The organism is Pseudonocardia sp. T1-2H, from assembly GCF_038039215.1.
In the GTDB taxonomy this organism is placed as follows: domain Bacteria; phylum Actinomycetota; class Actinomycetes; order Mycobacteriales; family Pseudonocardiaceae; genus Pseudonocardia.
Window position 1 is genome coordinate 2,671,480 of the sequence record NZ_JBBPCL010000001.1, and the last position, 16,600, is coordinate 2,688,079.

15 protein-coding genes are annotated in these 16,600 nt (G+C 73.0%); 14 read left to right on the top strand and 1 reads right to left on the bottom strand.

The window, feature by feature from the left end; genetic code table 11:
* Nucleotides 1-208: 208 nt before the first annotated feature.
* The 12 genes from WBK50_RS13360 (at nt 209) to WBK50_RS13415 (ending at nt 13,567) form a co-directional block, all read left to right on the top strand.
* Entirely contained in the window at nt 209-2,566 is a 2,358-nt protein-coding gene (locus WBK50_RS13360) for a molybdopterin cofactor-binding domain-containing protein (RefSeq protein WP_341335921.1), read from the top strand.
* Between the two features lie 10 nt (nt 2,567-2,576).
* Nucleotides 2,577-3,047 carry a (2Fe-2S)-binding protein gene (locus WBK50_RS13365; RefSeq protein ID WP_341335922.1) on the top strand — a complete coding sequence of 157 codons (471 nt, stop codon included), beginning with the start codon at nt 2,577-2,579 and terminating at the stop codon, nt 3,045-3,047.
* A gap of 58 nt (nt 3,048-3,105) precedes the next feature.
* Entirely contained in the window at nt 3,106-3,396 is a 291-nt protein-coding gene (locus tag WBK50_RS13370) for a hypothetical protein (protein WP_341335923.1), read from the top strand.
* Between the two features lie 155 nt (nt 3,397-3,551).
* Complete coding sequence (locus WBK50_RS13375) at nt 3,552-5,033, top strand: protein adenylyltransferase SelO (RefSeq protein ID WP_341335924.1); 1,482 nt, start codon at nt 3,552-3,554, stop codon at nt 5,031-5,033.
* 221 nt (nt 5,034-5,254) lie between these two features.
* Entirely contained in the window at nt 5,255-6,166 is a 912-nt protein-coding gene (locus WBK50_RS13380; RefSeq protein ID WP_341335925.1) for a LysR family transcriptional regulator, read from the top strand.
* A gap of 225 nt (nt 6,167-6,391) precedes the next feature.
* Entirely contained in the window at nt 6,392-7,174 is a 783-nt protein-coding gene (locus tag WBK50_RS13385; protein ID WP_341339376.1) for an SDR family NAD(P)-dependent oxidoreductase, read from the top strand.
* Between the two features lie 53 nt (nt 7,175-7,227).
* Complete coding sequence (locus WBK50_RS13390; protein ID WP_341335926.1) at nt 7,228-8,319, top strand: thiamine pyrophosphate-dependent enzyme; 1,092 nt, start codon at nt 7,228-7,230, stop codon at nt 8,317-8,319.
* Nucleotides 8,316-9,296: an alpha-ketoacid dehydrogenase subunit beta gene (locus tag WBK50_RS13395; RefSeq protein WP_185721762.1), complete on the top strand. Its 981-nt coding sequence runs from the start codon at nt 8,316-8,318 to the stop codon at nt 9,294-9,296. The genes WBK50_RS13390 and WBK50_RS13395 overlap by 4 nt, the downstream gene beginning before the upstream one ends.
* Nucleotides 9,293-10,579 (top strand): dihydrolipoamide acetyltransferase family protein, encoded by a 1,287-nt coding sequence (locus tag WBK50_RS13400; protein WP_341335927.1) that lies wholly within the window; start codon nt 9,293-9,295, stop codon nt 10,577-10,579. Before WBK50_RS13395 ends, WBK50_RS13400 begins: the two co-directional genes overlap by 4 nt.
* Nucleotides 10,579-12,024 carry a dihydrolipoyl dehydrogenase gene (gene lpdA, locus WBK50_RS13405; RefSeq protein WP_341335928.1) on the top strand — a complete coding sequence of 482 codons (1,446 nt, stop codon included), beginning with the start codon at nt 10,579-10,581 and terminating at the stop codon, nt 12,022-12,024. Before WBK50_RS13400 ends, lpdA begins: the two co-directional genes overlap by 1 nt.
* Before the next feature lie 2 nt (nt 12,025-12,026).
* Nucleotides 12,027-13,373 (top strand): metal-dependent hydrolase family protein, encoded by a 1,347-nt coding sequence (locus WBK50_RS13410; protein WP_341335929.1) that lies wholly within the window; start codon nt 12,027-12,029, stop codon nt 13,371-13,373.
* Nucleotides 13,370-13,567: a hypothetical protein gene (locus WBK50_RS13415; protein ID WP_341335930.1), complete on the top strand. Its 198-nt coding sequence runs from the start codon at nt 13,370-13,372 to the stop codon at nt 13,565-13,567. Before WBK50_RS13410 ends, WBK50_RS13415 begins: the two co-directional genes overlap by 4 nt.
* An 88-nt stretch (nt 13,568-13,655) precedes the next feature.
* Here the strand turns inward: WBK50_RS13415 and WBK50_RS13420 are convergent, their stop codons facing one another.
* Nucleotides 13,656-15,014, bottom strand: a complete 1,359-nt coding sequence (locus WBK50_RS13420) for an MFS transporter (protein WP_341335931.1) — start codon at nt 15,012-15,014, stop codon at nt 13,656-13,658.
* Nucleotides 15,015-15,170: 156 nt separating this feature from the next.
* On the opposite strand from WBK50_RS13420, the gene WBK50_RS13425 reads away from it, so the two are divergent.
* Nucleotides 15,171-16,001, top strand: coding sequence for an LLM class F420-dependent oxidoreductase (locus tag WBK50_RS13425; protein WP_341335932.1), 831 nt, complete (start codon nt 15,171-15,173; stop codon nt 15,999-16,001).
* Between the two features lie 317 nt (nt 16,002-16,318).
* Nucleotides 16,319-16,594 carry a hypothetical protein gene (locus WBK50_RS13430; RefSeq protein ID WP_341335933.1) on the top strand — a complete coding sequence of 92 codons (276 nt, stop codon included), beginning with the start codon at nt 16,319-16,321 and terminating at the stop codon, nt 16,592-16,594.
* The last annotated feature ends 6 nt before the right edge of the window (nt 16,595-16,600 follow it).

The following is a 16,600-nucleotide window of genomic DNA, read 5'->3' on the forward strand; positions in this document are numbered from 1 at the left end:
CCGCATCTACGGCGACCGATGGAGGCCGCCAGGGCGGCTACCTGCGCATTCTCGCCCGTCGGCCCCGTCGGCGTTTGTCAAGTGCGACATTCCGCTCGGACGGCTCGACGTAACTGTCGAACGGTCACGCCGTTGGGCGGGGCACACAGTCTTTCGGCAGGGCCCGCTCCCCCCTTCGCGGCCCGCCGGTAGGTCGGAGAGGACAACGATGCCCGCTCATCGCGCGCCCACCACGCGGCGGAGCCCGGACGAGAAGGCCGGTCTGGGACGCCACGTCGCCAGCCGGCGACGGTTCCTCGGCTACCTGATTGCCGCACCCACGCTCGTCGTGGCCGCCGAGCTCACCCGGGAGTCGCTCTGGGGTCCTTCGGAGGCCTCCGCCGCCTCGATCCCGTCGGGCCCCCAGACGCCGGAGCTCTACGACCTCCTCGACACGCTCCGCGACGCGGCGCGCCCGACGGCGAACCTGATCCGGATCGAGGTGAACCGCGACGGCACCGTGTCCTTCGCGCTGCCCCGGTCCGACAACGGGCAGGGGATCATCACCTCGACCCAGATGATCATCGCCGAGGAGATGGGCCTCGAGGTCGACCAGGTGAAGGTCACCCTGGCCGACGCACGCCCCGAGCTGCTGTTCAACCAGATCACGGGCGGCTCGAGCACCACGTTCGCCACCTACACGCCGATCCGGGTGGCGGCCGCGCTCGCCCACGGCCAGCTGTTGAAGGCGGCGGCCGCGGAGCTGGGGCAGGACGTCGCCGTGCTGACCAGCCGCAGTGGCGTGATCACGGGGGCGAGCGGCCGGTCGTTGCCGTTCAGCGCGCTGGCCGAGAAGGCTGCCAACCAGGTGACCGAGCAGGTCGAGGTCACGCTGAAGCCGAAGGAAGACTTCCGGATCATCGGGAAGTCGCAGAACAAGACCGACGCCCGCGCCATCGTGACGGGCAAGAAGACCTTCGCCACCGACCTGCAGATCCCGGACGCGCTTCCGACGGTGATCTGCCGGGCGCCCGACCTCAACGGCTACCCCGAGGACGTCGACAACATCGACGAGGTCCGCTCGATGCCGGGCGTCACCGACGTCGAGATGGTCGGCACGGGGGTGGCGGTGCGGGCGAAGACGTTCGGGCAGGCCATCGACGGCGTCAACGCGCTGCGGGTGCAGTGGGCGGCGGGCACCGTGGCGGGCGAGAACGACGAGTCGGTGCTCGCGCAGGTCAAGAAGGGCGAGCTCCCGCTGGCCGTGCCGGCGGCGGGCGGTACGACGGTCGAGGGCTCCTTCACGTTCTACTTCCGGAGCAACAGCTCGCTGGAGACCAACTGCGCCATCGCCGACGTCCGCTCGGACCGGGCCGAGATCTGGGGCCCGATGAAGAACCCGATCGCGGCCCAGGCCGAGATCGCGAAGAAGGTCGGGCTGCCCTCGAGCGCGGTGACCGTGCACGTCACCGAGGGCGGCGGCTCGTTCGGGCGCAAGCTGTTCTTCGACGCCGCGCTGGAGGCGGCCGAGGTGTCGAAGAAGATGGGCAAGCCCGTCAAGCTGATGTGGACCCGCGCCGACGACTCCCGCCAGGGCCGCGTCCACCCGCTGGCCACCACGCGGGTCCGCGCGTCGGTCGCCGCCGACTCGGTCCTCAGCTTCGAGCTGCGCCACACCAGCGTCGCCACCGAGGTCAGCCCGGGCCTCGGGGAGCCGATCACGGCCGCGGTGTTCAAGACGCCCGTGCTCGGCAACCTCAGCCTCTCGGAGAGCATCTTCGAGCTGACCCAGGTGACGCCCTACAACTTCGGTGTGTCGACGCGGTTGCTCAACGAGGTCGACATGGGATTCAACACCTCCAGCATGCGCAACATCTACTCGCCGGACGTGGCGACCGCGCGGGAGCTGATGGTCGACCAGATCGCGGCGAAGATGGGCAAGGACCCGTACGAGTTCCGCATGGAGTTCTTCAAGAACGACCGCATGCGGGCCGTGCTGGAGAAGGTGGCCGAGGAGGGCGACTGGGGCCGCTCGATGAAGAAGGGCACCGCCCAGGGGCTCGGCTTCCACACCGAGTACAAGGGCGTCGCCGCCTGCCTGGTCGAGATCGACTGCCGGCCGGAGACGGTGAACCGGAGGATCCGCCAGGGCGTCACCGGTCCGCGCGTGACCAAGGTGACCTACGCCGTCGACGTCGGCCTGGTGATCAACCCGCGCGGGATCGAAGCCCAGATGATGGGCGGGATCAACGACGCGCTGGCGATGACCCTGACCTCCAGCCTGCACCTGGACGACGGCCACTTCGTCGAGGCCAGCTGGGACAACTACTTCTACACCCGGCAGTGGAACACCCCGCCGGAGATGAACATCATCGTCATGGACTCGACGGCGGACGAGCCGGGCGGCGTCGGCGAGTTCGGCGTGGCGGCCACCTGCGGCGCGATCGCCAACGCCTACGCGCGGGCTACCGGGAAGCTCCCGGAGTACTTCCCGATCAACCACAAGGACCCGCTCCCGTTCGAGCCGTACCCGACCGTGCCGCCGATCCCGCCGTCGCCCACCAACGGCCTCGAGACCACGTACTGAGGAGCGCGACATGCCCACGCAGACCTTCAAGCTCAACGGCAAGTCCGTCACCGTCGACACCGACGACGACGTCCGTCTCCTCTGGGTGATCCGGGACCTGCTCGGCGTCACCGGTCCGAAGTACGGCTGCGGGATCAACGTCTGCAAGGCCTGCACCAGCCACATCAACGGCAAGGCGTTCAACCCGTGCTCCGTGCGGGTCTGCGACGTCAAGCCCGACGACGAGGTCACGACGATCGAGGGGCTCGCCGACGGCGACGAGCTGCACCCGATGCAGCAGGCCTGGATCGACCGGGACGTGGCGCAGTGCGGGTACTGCCAGCCCGGCCAGATCATGGCCGCCGTGGCCAAGGTCAGGCAGTGCCAGGCCGAGGGCCGCGACGTGGACGAGGACGCGATCGAGGAGATCCGCAACATCTGCCGGTGCGGGACCTACAACCGCATCCGTGAGGCGATCAAGGCCGGCGCCGAGAACATGTGACGCGGGGTCCGGTCGGATCCCGGACCCGACACTGTCGAACGACTCGAAGGATGTACTGATGAACGCACGCACGCGTCGCTCGCTGATCGCGGTCGCCGTCGGGGTCGCGGTCCTGCCGCTCGTCGGCGTCGGAGCTGCTTACGCGGCCCAGGACACCCAGAGCCCGTTGCAGGGGGTGGACGCCGGGCAGGCCACGGCCGAGACGGCGGTCCGGTCCCTCGTCGACGGCGTCAACGGGGACAACCGTCCCGACGGCGCCAACGGCATGGAGAGCGAGTTCATGCAGCTCGACCCCCGCTTCGTCGAAGGCCCGGCCGGTGGTCTGGTGAAGAACGGGCCCCTCGAATAGGCCGGCCCGGCCTACAGGCCGCGGGTGCCTCGACCTCTTCCTCGACGCCGTCGCCGACGGTGCGAGCACCGATGCGTCGTGGGTCCTCGACGGCCGCCTCGAACGCCGGCGGCCGCCCCGGCGTGATCGCGCAGCGTCGGGCTAGCCTCGGTGGCATGAGCGTCGCGGTCGGGTCGTTGTTCACGTTCGACAACTCCTATGCCCGTGAACTGGGGGCGCTGTGCGAGCCCTGGCAGGCGGCGCCGGCTCCCGCGCCCCGACTGCTGGCGCTCAACGAGGAGCTCGCCGCGGAGCTGGGTGTCGACGCCGAGGCGCTGAGAGCGCCGGAGGGTGTGGCCGTCCTCGTCGGCAACGCCACGCCCGAGGGCGCGTCGCCGGTGGCCCAGGCGTACGCCGGCCACCAGTTCGGCGGGTACGTGCCCCGCCTCGGCGACGGCCGCGCGCTCCTGCTCGGCGAGGTGCTCGACGTCCACGGACGCCGCCGCGACCTGCACTTCAAGGGTTCGGGCCGCACCCCCTTCGCGCGCGGGGGTGACGGGAAGGCACCCGTCGGGCCGATGCTGCGGGAGTACGTGGTCGGGGAGGCGATGCATGCTCTCGGCGTCCCCACCACCCGCGCGCTCGCGGTGGTGGCGACCGGCGAGCAGGTGGTGCGGGAGACGATGCTGCCCGGCGCGGTGCTGACCCGGGTCGCGTCGAGCCATGTCCGCGTCGGCACGTTCCAGTACGCGGCGGCGCGGCAGGACCCCGCGCTCGTGCGGCGCCTCGCCGACCACGTGATCGCCCGCCACCACCCCGACGCGGCCGAGGCGGAGAACCCGTACCTCGCGCTCTACGAGAGTGTCGTCGACGCGCAGGCGTCGCTGATCGCCCGCTGGATGCTCGTCGGGTTCGTCCACGGCGTCATGAACACCGACAACATGACGATCTCCGGCGAGACCATCGACTACGGCCCCTGCGCGTTCATGGACGCCTTCGACCCCGCCACCGTGTTCAGCTCGATCGACCACGGCGGCCGCTACGCCTACGGCAACCAGCCGGGCATCGCGCAGTGGAACCTGGCGCGGTTGGCCGAGACGCTGCTGCCCCTGATCCATGCGGACACGGACGCCGCGGTCGAGGCCGCCACCGAGGTGCTGTCGTCGTTCGCGGACCGCTACGGCCGGTACCGGAGCGACGGGATGCGCGCCAAGTTGGGCATCCCGGGCACCGACGAAGAGGACGGCTCGCTGATCGAGGACCTGCTGGCGCTGCTGAAGGCGCAGCGGGTCGACTTCACCTCCTTCTTCCGGGCGCTGTCGTCGTCGCTGCGCGGAGACGCGGCGCCCGCGCGAGCGCTCTTCGCCGAGCCCGACGCCTTCGACGCGTGGTCGGGCCGGTGGCGGGCACGGCTGGCGTCCCGTGCGGCCGACCCGCGGGAGACCGCGGAGGCCATGGACCGGGTCAACCCCGTCTACGTGCCACGGAACCATCTGGTGGACGAGGCGCTCGCCGCGGCGACCGCCGGCGACATGGAACCCTTCCACCGGCTGCTCGACGTGCTCGCGCGACCCTTCGAGGTGCGGCCCGGCCTGGAGTCGTACGCCCTACCGGCCCCGCCGAGCTTCGGCACCTACCGCACGTTCTGCGGTACCTGACTCCGGGAGCGGCTCACCCGGCGGGGCCGGGCCGAGCGGACAGGAGCGGTCGCAGCGCCGCGGCGAACTCGCCGGGTGAGCCGACGAACCCGCTGTGATCTCCGGGGAGCGTGACGAGAGGTCGGTGTGCACAGCTGTCCTGAGATGACTCGCGCGCCCCGCGGCGAATGTGACCGGGGTCCCGCTGCTCGGGGGATCCGTCGGGGCGAGGATCGGCAATCGTGCAGATCGAGTGGATTCATGCGTTCCTCGCCGTGGTCGACCGGGGCGGGTTCACCGCGGCGGCCGTCCATCTCTACCGGTCCCAGGGACGGATCTCCAGCCACATCGCCTCGCTGGAACGCGAGCTCGGCGCGCAGCTGTTCGACCGTGACCAGCGGCCGGCCCGGCTGACCGCGGCGGGGGAGGCCCTCGTGACGCACGCCCGGGCCATGGTCGAGGAACTCGACGCAGGCCGGGCCGCGATGGCCTCGGTGCAGGGCCTGATCCGGGGTGACGTGACGCTCGCGACCTATCCGAGCGCCGGCGCCGCGTTCGTGCCCGAGGTGCTCCGCCGCTTCTCCGAGGACTTCCCCGGCATCCGCGTCGAGCTGGTCGAACAGGCGGTGCGCGGCATCGACCGGGCCCTGGACCAGGGGCCCGCCCTGCTCGCGGTCCGGCCGACCCTGCCGCCGCCGCGCAGCACCCACTCGTTGAGCCACAGGCTGCTGTGGCGGGAGCCGATGTGCCTCGTCGTCCCGTTGGGGCACCGCCTGGCGGACCAGGAGACCGCGGCGCTGGCGGATCTGCGCAGAGAGCAGCTCGTCGTCTCCGGGCACGACCTGCGCTACGACACCGAGGCCTTCCGGCTGCTCACCCGGAAGAGCATCGAACCCCAGATCCGGTTCCTGTCCGACCAGCCGCAGATCCTCGTCGGCCTGGTCCGGAGCGGGCTCGCGCTCGGCTTCACCAACCGGCTCGCGATCGACAGCGTCCGGACCGACGGCGTGGCGGTCGTCGGGGTCTCCCCGCGGGTATACCGCGAGGTCGGCGTGTACTGGGCACCGGCCCTGGCCGGCTCCCCGGCGGCGTCGGCGCTGCTCGAGACCCTGCTCGGGACGCCCGTGCCGGACACGACCATCGATCTCCGGTAGCGCCGCGGGGGCCATCCGAGTTCCGGATGTTCAGGACCGAGGAGTCGCCATTGACGGGAGGGGGCGCCCGGCCGAAGCTTGATGCACGTTCCTGGACGGTGACGCGGACCACAGCGAGTGACGTGGGGAGACCGCGCGTCCGGGCAGAAGAGCACCCCCCACCGGGGAGGCGCCGCCTCCTCGGGCGATGACCCCTGCGGTCAGAAGGGCCACCCCTTGACGACAGTGCAGTCGAAACCCCCCGAAGCCTCGGTCGCCGGCCTGGTCGCGATCGTGACCGGCTCCAGCTCGGGCATCGGCAGGGCCATCGCCGGCCGGTTGGCCGCCGGAGGCGCCCGGATCGTGGTCAACTCCCGCGACGACGGACGCGCGAAGGAGGCCGCCGACGAGATCGTGGCGGCCGGGTACGAGGCCGTCGGCGTCGCCGCGGACGTGAGCCTGCCCGAGGGCGGGCAGATCCTGGTCGACGCCGCCGTCGCGGCCTACGGCCGTCTCGACGTGTTGGTCAACAACGCCGGCATCCCGCTGGTCCGGGCCGCCGAGGAGATCACCCCCGAGGAGTGGGCGACCGTCCTCGCCACCAATCTCACCGGGCCGTTCCACTGCGCCCAGGCGGCGGCGCGGGTCATGCTTCCGGCCCGCAGCGGGACGATCATCAACGTCTCGTCGGTGCTGGGGGCGACCGCGATCCCCGGCCGCACCGCCTACTCCACCGCCAAGCACGGCCTGGACGGGCTGACGAAGTCGCTCGCCGTCGAGTGGGCCGACCGCGGAGTCCGCGTCCTGTCGGTCAACCCCGGTTACGTGGCCACCCCGTTCGTCGAGCAGACCATGAGCAGCGGCCGCTTCTCGGCCGATGACATCGAGCGCCGCACCCCGCTGGGCCGCCTCGCGGCCCCGGCCGAGGTCGCCGAGGTCGTCGCGTTCCTCGCGTCGCCCGCGGCCTCCTACATGACCGGGGCCCAGATCCCGGTCGACGGCGGCTGGCTCGCCTACGGCGGCTGGTGACCGCCGTGTCTCCCCAGAACCCGGCTGCCCCGCAGCCGCCACGAGAGGTACCGATGTCCGGATTCACCCCACAGTTCCGCCCCGAGCACGGGGAGGCGACCCCGTGGACCGTGCTGCGCCCCGACGGCGAGCTGGAGCCCGGCCGCGAGGCCGCCCTGTCCGACGAGCAGCTCCGCGACGCCTGCGAGCTCACGCTCTTCTCCCGCGCCTTCGACGAGAAGGGCTTCAGCCTGCAGCGCCAGGGACGTTTCGGCACGTTCTCGCCGGTCCGCGGGCAGGAGGCGTCCGTGGTGGGCGCGGCGTTCGCGCTCGACCCGGCCCGCGACTGGGTCGTCCCGCAGTACCGCGAGCTGCCCGCGCTGCTTCGTCAGGGCCTGCCGCTCGAGCAGTTCATGCTGACCTTCCTCGGTGACCCGCGCGGCGGCGCCGCACCCGAGGGCGTGAACGTGCTGCCCATCCAGATCGGCCTGGCCGCCCAGCTCCCGCAGGCCGTCGGGCTCGCGTGGGGCCACGCGCTGCAGGGCCGCGACAGCGTCGTCGCGGTCTTCTGCGGGGACGGCGCCTCGTCGGAGGGCGACTTCCATGAGGCCTGCAACCTCGCCGGCACCTTGCGCGCGCCCGTCGTCTTCGTCGTGCAGAACAACGGCTGGGCGATCTCCACCCCGCGCGCCCGGCAGTCCGCCGCGGCGACGCTCGCGGGCCGCGCGCCGGGCTACGGGATCCCCGGTGCCCTGGTCGACGGCAACGACCTGCTCGCCGTTCACCAGGTCGTGGCCGACGCCGTGGCCCGCGCCCGGGCCGGTGAGGGCCCGACGCTGGTCGAGACGCTGACCTACCGGCTCGGCGACCACAACACCGCCGACGACGCCAGCCGCTACCAGCCCGCCGAGGAGCTGGAGGCGTGGGCGCCGCGGGACCCGATCAGTCGCGTCCTGGCCCACCTGCGGACGCGCGAGCTGTGGGACGACGCCCACGACACCGCGGTGCGCGAGCGGATCGCCGCCCGGATCGACGAGGCGGTGCGGACCGTCGAGGCGATGGAACCGCCCGGTGTCGAGCACCTCTTCGAGCACGTGACCGAGACGTTGTCGCCCCGGCTGCAGGGCCAGCGCGCCGAACTCCAGGCCCAGGTGAGAACCCGATGACCCGGCTCAACATGCTCCAGGCGATCAACACGACGCTGCGCGGCGAGCTCGCCCGCGACGAGCGGACCCTCGTCCTCGGGCAGGACGTCGGCCGGCTCGGCGGCGTCTTCCGCGCCACCGACGGCCTGCTCGACGAGTTCGGCCCGGACCGCGTCGTCGACATGCCTCTCGCCGAGGCCTCGATCGTCGGCGCGGCGATCGGCCTCGCGGCCGCCGGACTGGTGCCCATCGCCGAGATGCAGTTCCTCGGCTTCAGCCACCAGGCCTTCCACCAGATCGGCGCCCAGCTGGCCCGGATGCGCTACCGCTCGCAGGGCCGCTTCCCGATGCCGGTGGTGATCCGCGCTCCGTTCGGCGGCGGGGTCCGGACCCCGGAGCTGCACTCCGAGGCCCTCGAGGCGCAGTTCGTGCAGAGCCCCGGGCTCTCCGTGGTCATGCCGGCCACCCCGGCCGACGCCAAGGGGCTCCTGCAGACCGCGGTCCGGTCGTCGGACCCGGTGCTGTTCTGCGAGCCACTACGCGGCTACCGCCTGGTCACCGGGGAGGTCGCGGACGGCGACGCTCCGGTGCCGTTCGGGAAGCTGCGAGTCGCCCGCGACGGCACCGACGTCACGCTCGTCGCGTGGAGCGCGGCGGTCCAGGTCGCCGAGAAGGCCGCCGAGGCGCTGGCCGAGGAGGGCATCTCCGCCGCCGTCGTGGACCTGCGCACCCTGGTGCCGCTCGACGAGGCCGGTCTGGCCGACGCCGTCGCGGCGACCGGCCGCTGCGTGGTCGTGCACGAGGCCCCGCTCAGCGCGGGCTTCGGCGCCGAGGTCGTGGCGACGGTCAACGACGCGGCGTTCTACTCGCTCGAGGCCCCGGTGGCGCGGGTCGCCGCGCCGGACACCCCCTACCCGCCCGGCCGGATCGAGGACCACTTCGTGCCCGGCGTGGACCGGGTCGTCGCGGCGGCGAGGGCGACGGTGAAGGCGGCATGAGCACCACCGTGTTCCGGCTCCCCGACATCGGGGAGGGCCTCGCCGAGGCCGAGATCGTCGAGTGGCTGGTGGCGGCGGGGGCCGAGGTCCGCGCCGACCAGCCCGTCGTGACGGTCGAGACGGCGAAGGCACAGGTCGAGCTGCCCGCGCCGGCCGACGGGGTGATCACCGAGCTCGCGCACGGGCCGGGGGACATCGTCCCGGTCGGGTCGGCCCTGTTCACGTTCGAGGCGACGGGTTCGGGAGCCGACGCCGTGGAGCCGGCGCCCGCGAGCGAACCCGCGCTCGCCACCGCTCCGGCCGTCGACGGTCGGGCCGTGCCCGCGTCCCCGGCCCGCCCCGGCGCCGGCCGCCGCCGGGTGCTGGCCGCCCCGAGCACCCGCCGGCTGGCGGTCGAGCACGGCATCGAGCTGGCCGAGCTCACCGGCAGCGGACCGAACGGCCGGATCGTCCTCGACGACGTCCGCGCCGCGATGGCCGGCGGCGCTCGGTCCGTCGACGGTGCCGCGCCGCGGAGCCCGGAGCCGGTCACCGCGCAGGCGGCCGTCACCCCTGCCACCGCTCCGGTCGAGCCCGTCGCGGGGGAGACCCAGGTCCGGCCGCTGCGCGGGCTGCGCCGTCAGGTCGCCCGGGCCATGACCGCGGCCTGGTCGGTCCCGCACATCACCGAGTTCCGCGAGGTCGACGCGACCGAGCTCGAACGCGCCCACCGCACCCTGCGGGCGGACGCCGAGGAGCAGGGGCTGCGGCTGACGCTGCTGCCGCTGCTCGTCCGTGCGGTGACGACGGCCCTGCGCCGGCACCCGGACTTCAACGCGACCCTCGACATGGAGCGCGAGGAGGTCACGCTGCACCGGCGTCTCGACGTCGGGATCGCGGCCGCCACCCCGGACGGCCTCATCGTGCCGGTGCTGCGCGACGCCGGCCGGCGCAGCGTGCCCGGCCTGGCCAGGGAGATCGCCCGGCTCGGCGCGGGCGCCCGTGAACGCTCGCTCCCGCTGCAGGACACGACCGGCGGCACATTCACGATCAGCAACTTCGGCAGCTACGGCACCTGGCTGGGCACCCCGCTGATCAATGCTCCGCAGGTGGCGATCGCCGGGTTCGGCCGGGTCCACGACGCGGTGGTCCCGGTGGACGGCGTCCCGGCGGTGCGCCGGGTGCTGCCGCTCGCGGTCGCGGCGGACCACCGCCTGATCGACGGCGAGCACCTCGGTGCCTTCGTGAACACCCTCGAGCGGCTGATCCGCACCCCGCTGCTGCTGCTGGGCGAGGAGGACTGATGGTCGTCGGAGAGATCGCCGAGGCCGTCGACCTGCTCGTCGTCGGCGGCGGCCCCGCGGGCTATGCGGCCGCGCTGCGCGGCGCCCAGCGCGGCCGCGACGTCCTGGTGATCGACCGGGACGGTGAGGACGGCGTCGGCGGGGTGTGCCTGCGTGCGGGCTGCATCCCGTCCAAGGCGCTGATCGAGATGGCCGACGTGGCGGAACGGGCCGCCGGCTACGCGTCGGCGGGCCTGTCCGTCGGCGAGTGTTCGGTGGACCTGGGCGCCTTCCAGGCGCACAAGGCGCGCATCGTCGGCGAGCTGACCGGGGGAGTCCGGTCGTTGCTGGCCGCAGCCGGGGTCCGGGTGCTCGCCGGTGACCTCCGGTTCACCCGCCCGGACCAGGCCGTGGTCCGCACGCCCGCCGGCCGTGCGGCGTTCGTCGAGTTCCGCGACGTCGTCATCGCCACCGGCTCGCGCCCGGCCGTGCTGCCCCACCTGGTACCCGACGGCGTACGCGTCCTGGACAGCACGGGAGCGCTCGACCTCCCCGAGCTGCCTGCCACGGTGGCGGTCGTCGGCGCCGGCTACATCGGGGTCGAGCTCGGCACGGCATTGGCAAAGCTCGGTTCGTCCGTGACCCTGGTGGAGATGGCCGAACGGATCCTGCCCGAGATCGACGTCGCGTTGACCCGTCCGGTCGCCCGGCGGCTCGACGAGCTGGGCGTCACCGTGCTCACGGCCGCCCGCGCCGGCGAGCACCGGGGCACGATCCTGCACGTGCGCCGCGGCGACCGGGACGTCGAGGTGAAGGCCGACGTCGTGATCGTCGCGGTCGGCCGCCGCCCGAACACCGACGAGCTGGGCCTCGACCGGCTCGGCGTGACGCCGGGCGACGACGGCCTCCTGCACGTCGCCCCCGATCGGACGTTGCGCCCGCATGTGGCCGCGGTCGGCGACGTCACGCCGGGGCCGGCGCTGGCGCACAAGGGCTACGCCGAGGCACCGGTCGCGGTGGACGCGTTGTGCGGGGACCGCGTGACCTTCCAGCCGGCCGCGATCCCCGCCGTGGTGTTCGCCGACCCCGAGATCGCGACGGTGGGCCTGTCCGCCGCCGCGGCCCGCGCCGAGGGACTGGACCCGGTCGTCACCACGATCCCGATGGCCGGCAACGGCCGGGCACTCACGCTGCGCGCCCCGCGCGGGACGGTGCAGCTGGTGTCGGAGACCGGTACCGGCCTCGTCCTCGGGCTGCACGTGGTCGGCCCGCACGCCTCCGAGCTGGTCGCCGAGGGCACGGTGGCCATCGAGATGGGCGCGACGGTGGAGGATCTCGCCGACACCGTGCACGTCCACCCCACCGTCGGGGAGCAGGTCCAGGAGGCGGCCCGCGCGGCCGCCGGCCGTGGCCTGCACTCCGCGAGCCCGGCACGACGCCCGCACCACCACCTCAACAAGGAGTGACCATGCTCAACGCCGAGTCCATGCTCCTCGTCCACGGCCGCATCTTCGACGGCACCGACGAGGAGGTGATCCCCGACGGTGCCATCTGGGTCGAGGGCGACGAGATCCGCCGCGTCGGCTCGATGGACCAGTTCGACGACGTCGACGAGAACGTGCCCCGCATCGATCTGGGCGGCCGTTTCGTGATGCCGGGTATGACGGAGGCGCACAGCCACCTGTCCTACTTCAACGCGTCCAGCCTGCAGGACCTGGACATGAACTGCACCGCCGAGGCCACCACGATCTACGCGGTGGAGAACGCGCGGACGATGCTGCGCTGCGGCTACACGTCGGCGAACAGCTTCGGGTCCCTGCACGCCGTCGACGTGGCCGTCCGCAACGCGATCAACTCCGGGGTCGCCCCCGGCCCGCGCTACGTGGCCTGCGGCCGGGACGTCCTCGGCACCGGCGGGATGGTCGACTGGAACCCGGACCACCTGCAGCTCGGCATGGACGGGCTGGCCCTGCTGGCGGACAACCCGTGGGAGGTCCGCAAGGTCATCCGCTCGGTCCGCAAGTCCGGGGCCGACACCGTCAAGGTCTACCTCGACGGCGAGGGCATGATCGAGTCCGACCTGCCCGGGGAGCTCTCCTACACCCAGGAGGAGGCCGACGCCGCGGTCGACGAGGGGCACCGCCGCAGCCTGCGGATGCTCTGCCACGCCCGCTCGGCGGACGCGGTGATCCAGGCCATGAAGGCCGGGTTCGACGTGATCGGGCACGCCAACTACCTCAACGACGAGGCGCTCGAGCGCATGCGCGAGCAGCGGCATCGCATCTTCGTCAGCCCGGCCATCCACTGGCAGGTCGGGCTCTACGAGAACGGCGCCCAGTTCGGCTTCAGCCACGACGTGCTCGACTCCATGGGCTACAAGGAGGAGATGGTCGAGACCATCGCCAGCGTCGGCAAGATGAAGGCGGCGGGCATCCGGGTGCTGCCCGGTGGCGACTTCGGCCTGGCCTGGACCCCGCACGGCACCTACGCCCGGGACCTGCAGAACTTCGTCGAGATGTTCGGCTACACCCCGCGCGAGACGCTCGTCGCGGCCACCCGCGACGCCGGCGCCCTGGTCGACTTCGGGGGCAAGGTGGGCACGCTCGAGGCAGGCAAGTTCGCCGACATCGTGGTGGTCGACGGCGACCCGCTCACCGACATCACGGTGATGCAGGACCTCGACAAGATCACCACGGTCATCAAGGGCGGCAAGATCTTCCACAACACGCTGCCGTCCGGTCCGCGGTTCGACCTCGGGGCGAAGCCCGGGATGAGCGCCGGCGAGAAGGAGAACGTGCTGGCGTCGGCGCAGTGACCGGGCTCGACGTCGCCGCGCTGCGAAGGGCGGCGGCGGCGAAGCAGGACACGATCGGCCCGTGCAACCGGCGGTGCCGGGAACGGGGCGAGTGCGCGTTCGGCCGTTCCGACCCGCCGGGGAGCTACTGCCGGGAGCGGCGGCCGCCACGACGAGGCGAGGCGGAGGCCGGGGCGGCGGAAGCCGCGGGGTAGCTCACGTCGACCCCGGGACGGTCGAACAGATCCGGCCCCGGCCCGCATCGCGCGGGCCGGGGCCGGGCCTGTGGTCGGGCACCGCCGATCAGGCCGGGTGCTCCGTTCGGTTCCTCCCGAGCAGCAGCGTGACGCCCAGGATCGGGAGCAGCACGAGGACGGCGACCGCGGTGCCGATGCCCAGTGGCGCGGCGAGGCCGCCGACGACCGCGGCGCCGATCCCCGCCCCGGTGAGGAACGCGAGAGTGGCGACGCCGAGCGCTCCGCCCCGTCGCTCGGCGGGCACCGCCCCGCCCACCGCGGCGGTCATCGCGGGCTGGCCGATCCCGAAGGCGACGGTGTTCAGCACGACGGCGACGAGGAGCAGGGCGGTCACGTCGTACCAGGCGCCGACCGCGGCCAGGATCAGCCCGACCGCGGTCGTCGGGCAGGCGACGAGCAGGGTGCGCCGCGGGCCGAGGCGGTCGAGCAGCGTGGCGGCGAGGCGCGGGGAGAAGAGCCCGACCGCGGCGGCCGGGACCATGAGCAGCCCGATCGTCAACGGGGTCCAGCCGCGGGCGGCGAGGGCGATCGGGATGCCCAGCAGGAGGGCGAACCAGCTCGCGGGAACCGCGGCCGCGGCGAGGGCCGACCGGACGACCACCGGGTTGGTGACCACGGACCGGGGCAGGAAGCCGTCCGGCCGGGAGCGGACGCGCAGCACCACCGCCGGCACGCCGACGACGATCAGCGCGACACCCGTGAGCGCCGCACCGAGCCCGGCGGACGGGGACTGGATCGTCAGGACCAGGCCGGTCGCCGCGACGGCGACGGCGAGCGCGCCGAGCAGGTCGATCCGCGCCCCGTCACCCGGCACCCGCGCGACCCGCCAGAGGTAGGGCACGGCGAGCAGCCCCACGGCCGGCAGCGCGATCGCCCATCGCCAGCCGCCGAGGCCCTCGACCGCGCCGCCGACGAGCGGGCCGAGCGCGGAGAGGACGGCGCCGGTGCCGGCGAGCCGGCCGAGTGCCGCACCGCGGGCGTGGCCGTCGTAGCAGGCGCTGATCAGGGTCGTCGCGAGGACCGGGATCGCGGCCGCCCCGATGCCCTGCACGACGCGGGCGGTGAGGAGGACCGCGATGTTCGGAGCGAGTGCGGCGCCGATCGCGCCGGCGGCGAGCAGCGCGATCCCGGTGCACAGGGGCCCGCGGACCCCGACGGCGTCGGCGATCCGGCCCTGCAACGGCGTGGAGACGGCGAGCGCGACGGCGTAGACGCTGATCACCCACGCGGCCTCCGCCGTGGAGATGCCGAGCTCGCCCGCGAGCTGGGGCAGCGCGACCGTGACACCCGAGGTACTGGTGCCGGCGAGGCCGAAGAGCAACCCGAGGACGACGGCGAGGACCCCGGGCGACGGTCCCGTGGCGGCGTCGGGTCGCGCGGAGGCGGTGCGGGGGAGTGGCGGCACCCTCGAATCATCGCCCGTCGAGGCCTCCTGTGTTCCGATCCGGCTGGGCCGTCTCGGCGCACGCAGCAGATCATGATCACGATCCGGGCGGCTCTGAATCGGTTGACCGATCGACTGCCGCACCCTGCCGCCCCCGATCTGGTAGGTGTCGAGGTCATGAAGTTCGGGATCGCCACGTTCATCACCGACGAGGGAATCGGCCCCGAGGCGCTGGGACGCGCGCTCGAGGAACGCGACTTCACCTCGTTGTTCATCGCCGAGCACTCCCACATCCCCGTGAGCAGGGAGACTCCGTACCCGGGCGGGGGTGATCTGCCGCGGATGTACTACCGCACGCTCGATCCGTTCGTCGCCCTGTCCGTCGTCGGCACCGTGACCTCGCGGCTCGTGCTGGGCACCGGCATCGCGCTGCTCCCGCAGCGGGACGTCATCCACACCGCGAAGCAGGTCGCGAGCCTCGACCTCGTCTCCGGCGGCCGGGTCGCCTTCGGGGTCGGGGTGGGGTGGAACCGCGAGGAGATGCGCAACCACGGCACCGAACCCAGCACCCGCGGCGCGCAGATGGACGAGCAGCTCGCGGCGCTGATCGAGATCTGGACGAAGGACGAGGCGGAGTTCCACGGGAGGTTCGTCGACTTCGGCCCGATCTACGCCTGGCCCAAACCCGTGCAGAAGCCCCATCCGCCCATCTACCTCGGTGGGGAGAGCGACGCGGCGCTGCGCCGGCTGGCGCGCTTCGGCGACGCGTGGCTACCCCGCGCGCACACCCCGCCGGACGAGATCCGCCGCGTCCGGGCGTGGCTGGCCGAGCAGGGCCGCCAGAACGTGCCGTTCACGGTGTACGCCGCGGATCCCGATCCGGAGATGGTGGACGGCTACGCCGAGGCCGGGGTCGACGAGGTCACGCTGAACCTCGAGACCCTCCCGGAGCCCGAGGCCCTCCGCGAGCTCGACCGGCTCGCCGAGTTCGCCGCCGCCCGCCGCTGAGGCAGGCTCGGCTGCCGGGCCCCCGGGGGAACTTCAGCAGGGAGCCGGCGTGGACGCGGATCTGCTGCCCGGTGACGTAGCAGGCTTCGGCGGAGGCCAGGAACAGGACCAGGTCGGAGATGTCGACCGGCTCGACGTAGCTCATCAGGATCCGCTTCGCCCAGCCGTAGCCGGCGCTGCCGGGGCCCATCGCGCGGCTGGCACCTGGTTGCCCGTTACCGCGCGGTGAGGGCGTCGGGCGGGGAAGCAGGGCCTAGCGTGGGCCGATGACCGAGAGAAGGCGCACGTCCGCTGGTTCCCTACCCGGTGCGGGGTGGGTGAAGCCGTGGCTCCAGGTCACGGAGATCGCCTGGTCGGCACCGATGGTGATCGCCTATCGGACGGCTCGCATGGTGTCGGGCGGCTGGCCGCCGAGCGCCCGGGACCGCCGGGAGTACATCCGCATGGTGCAGGAGAAGGTCGAGGCGTTCTCCCAGGCCGCGACGGCCGCGGTGACGACTCCGCCGAAGGACACCGCCAAGGCGGTCGGCAGCGTCCTCGGCCCGGTCCACCGGCGGGTGGTCGCCAATCGCCGGCGCCTCTCCCGACGCTGAAACCGG

What these genes read in the sequence shown, in the direction of transcription:
- WBK50_RS13365 (WP_341335922.1), top strand. Translation starts at nt 2,577, where the DNA reads ATGCCCACGCAGACCTTCAAGCTCAACGGCAAGTCCGTCACCGTCGAC.
- lpdA (WP_341335928.1), top strand. Translation starts at nt 10,579, where the DNA reads ATGGTCGTCGGAGAGATCGCCGAGGCCGTCGACCTGCTCGTCGTCGGC.
- WBK50_RS13400 (WP_341335927.1), top strand. Translation starts at nt 9,293, where the DNA reads ATGAGCACCACCGTGTTCCGGCTCCCCGACATCGGGGAGGGCCTCGCC.
- WBK50_RS13425 (WP_341335932.1), top strand. Translation starts at nt 15,171, where the DNA reads ATGAAGTTCGGGATCGCCACGTTCATCACCGACGAGGGAATCGGCCCC.
- WBK50_RS13360 (WP_341335921.1), top strand. Translation starts at nt 209, where the DNA reads ATGCCCGCTCATCGCGCGCCCACCACGCGGCGGAGCCCGGACGAGAAG.
- WBK50_RS13410 (WP_341335929.1), top strand. Translation starts at nt 12,027, where the DNA reads ATGCTCAACGCCGAGTCCATGCTCCTCGTCCACGGCCGCATCTTCGAC.
- WBK50_RS13370 (WP_341335923.1), top strand. Translation starts at nt 3,106, where the DNA reads ATGAACGCACGCACGCGTCGCTCGCTGATCGCGGTCGCCGTCGGGGTC.
- WBK50_RS13390 (WP_341335926.1), top strand. Translation starts at nt 7,228, where the DNA reads ATGTCCGGATTCACCCCACAGTTCCGCCCCGAGCACGGGGAGGCGACC.
- WBK50_RS13395 (WP_185721762.1), top strand. Translation starts at nt 8,316, where the DNA reads ATGACCCGGCTCAACATGCTCCAGGCGATCAACACGACGCTGCGCGGC.
- WBK50_RS13375 (WP_341335924.1), top strand. Translation starts at nt 3,552, where the DNA reads ATGAGCGTCGCGGTCGGGTCGTTGTTCACGTTCGACAACTCCTATGCC.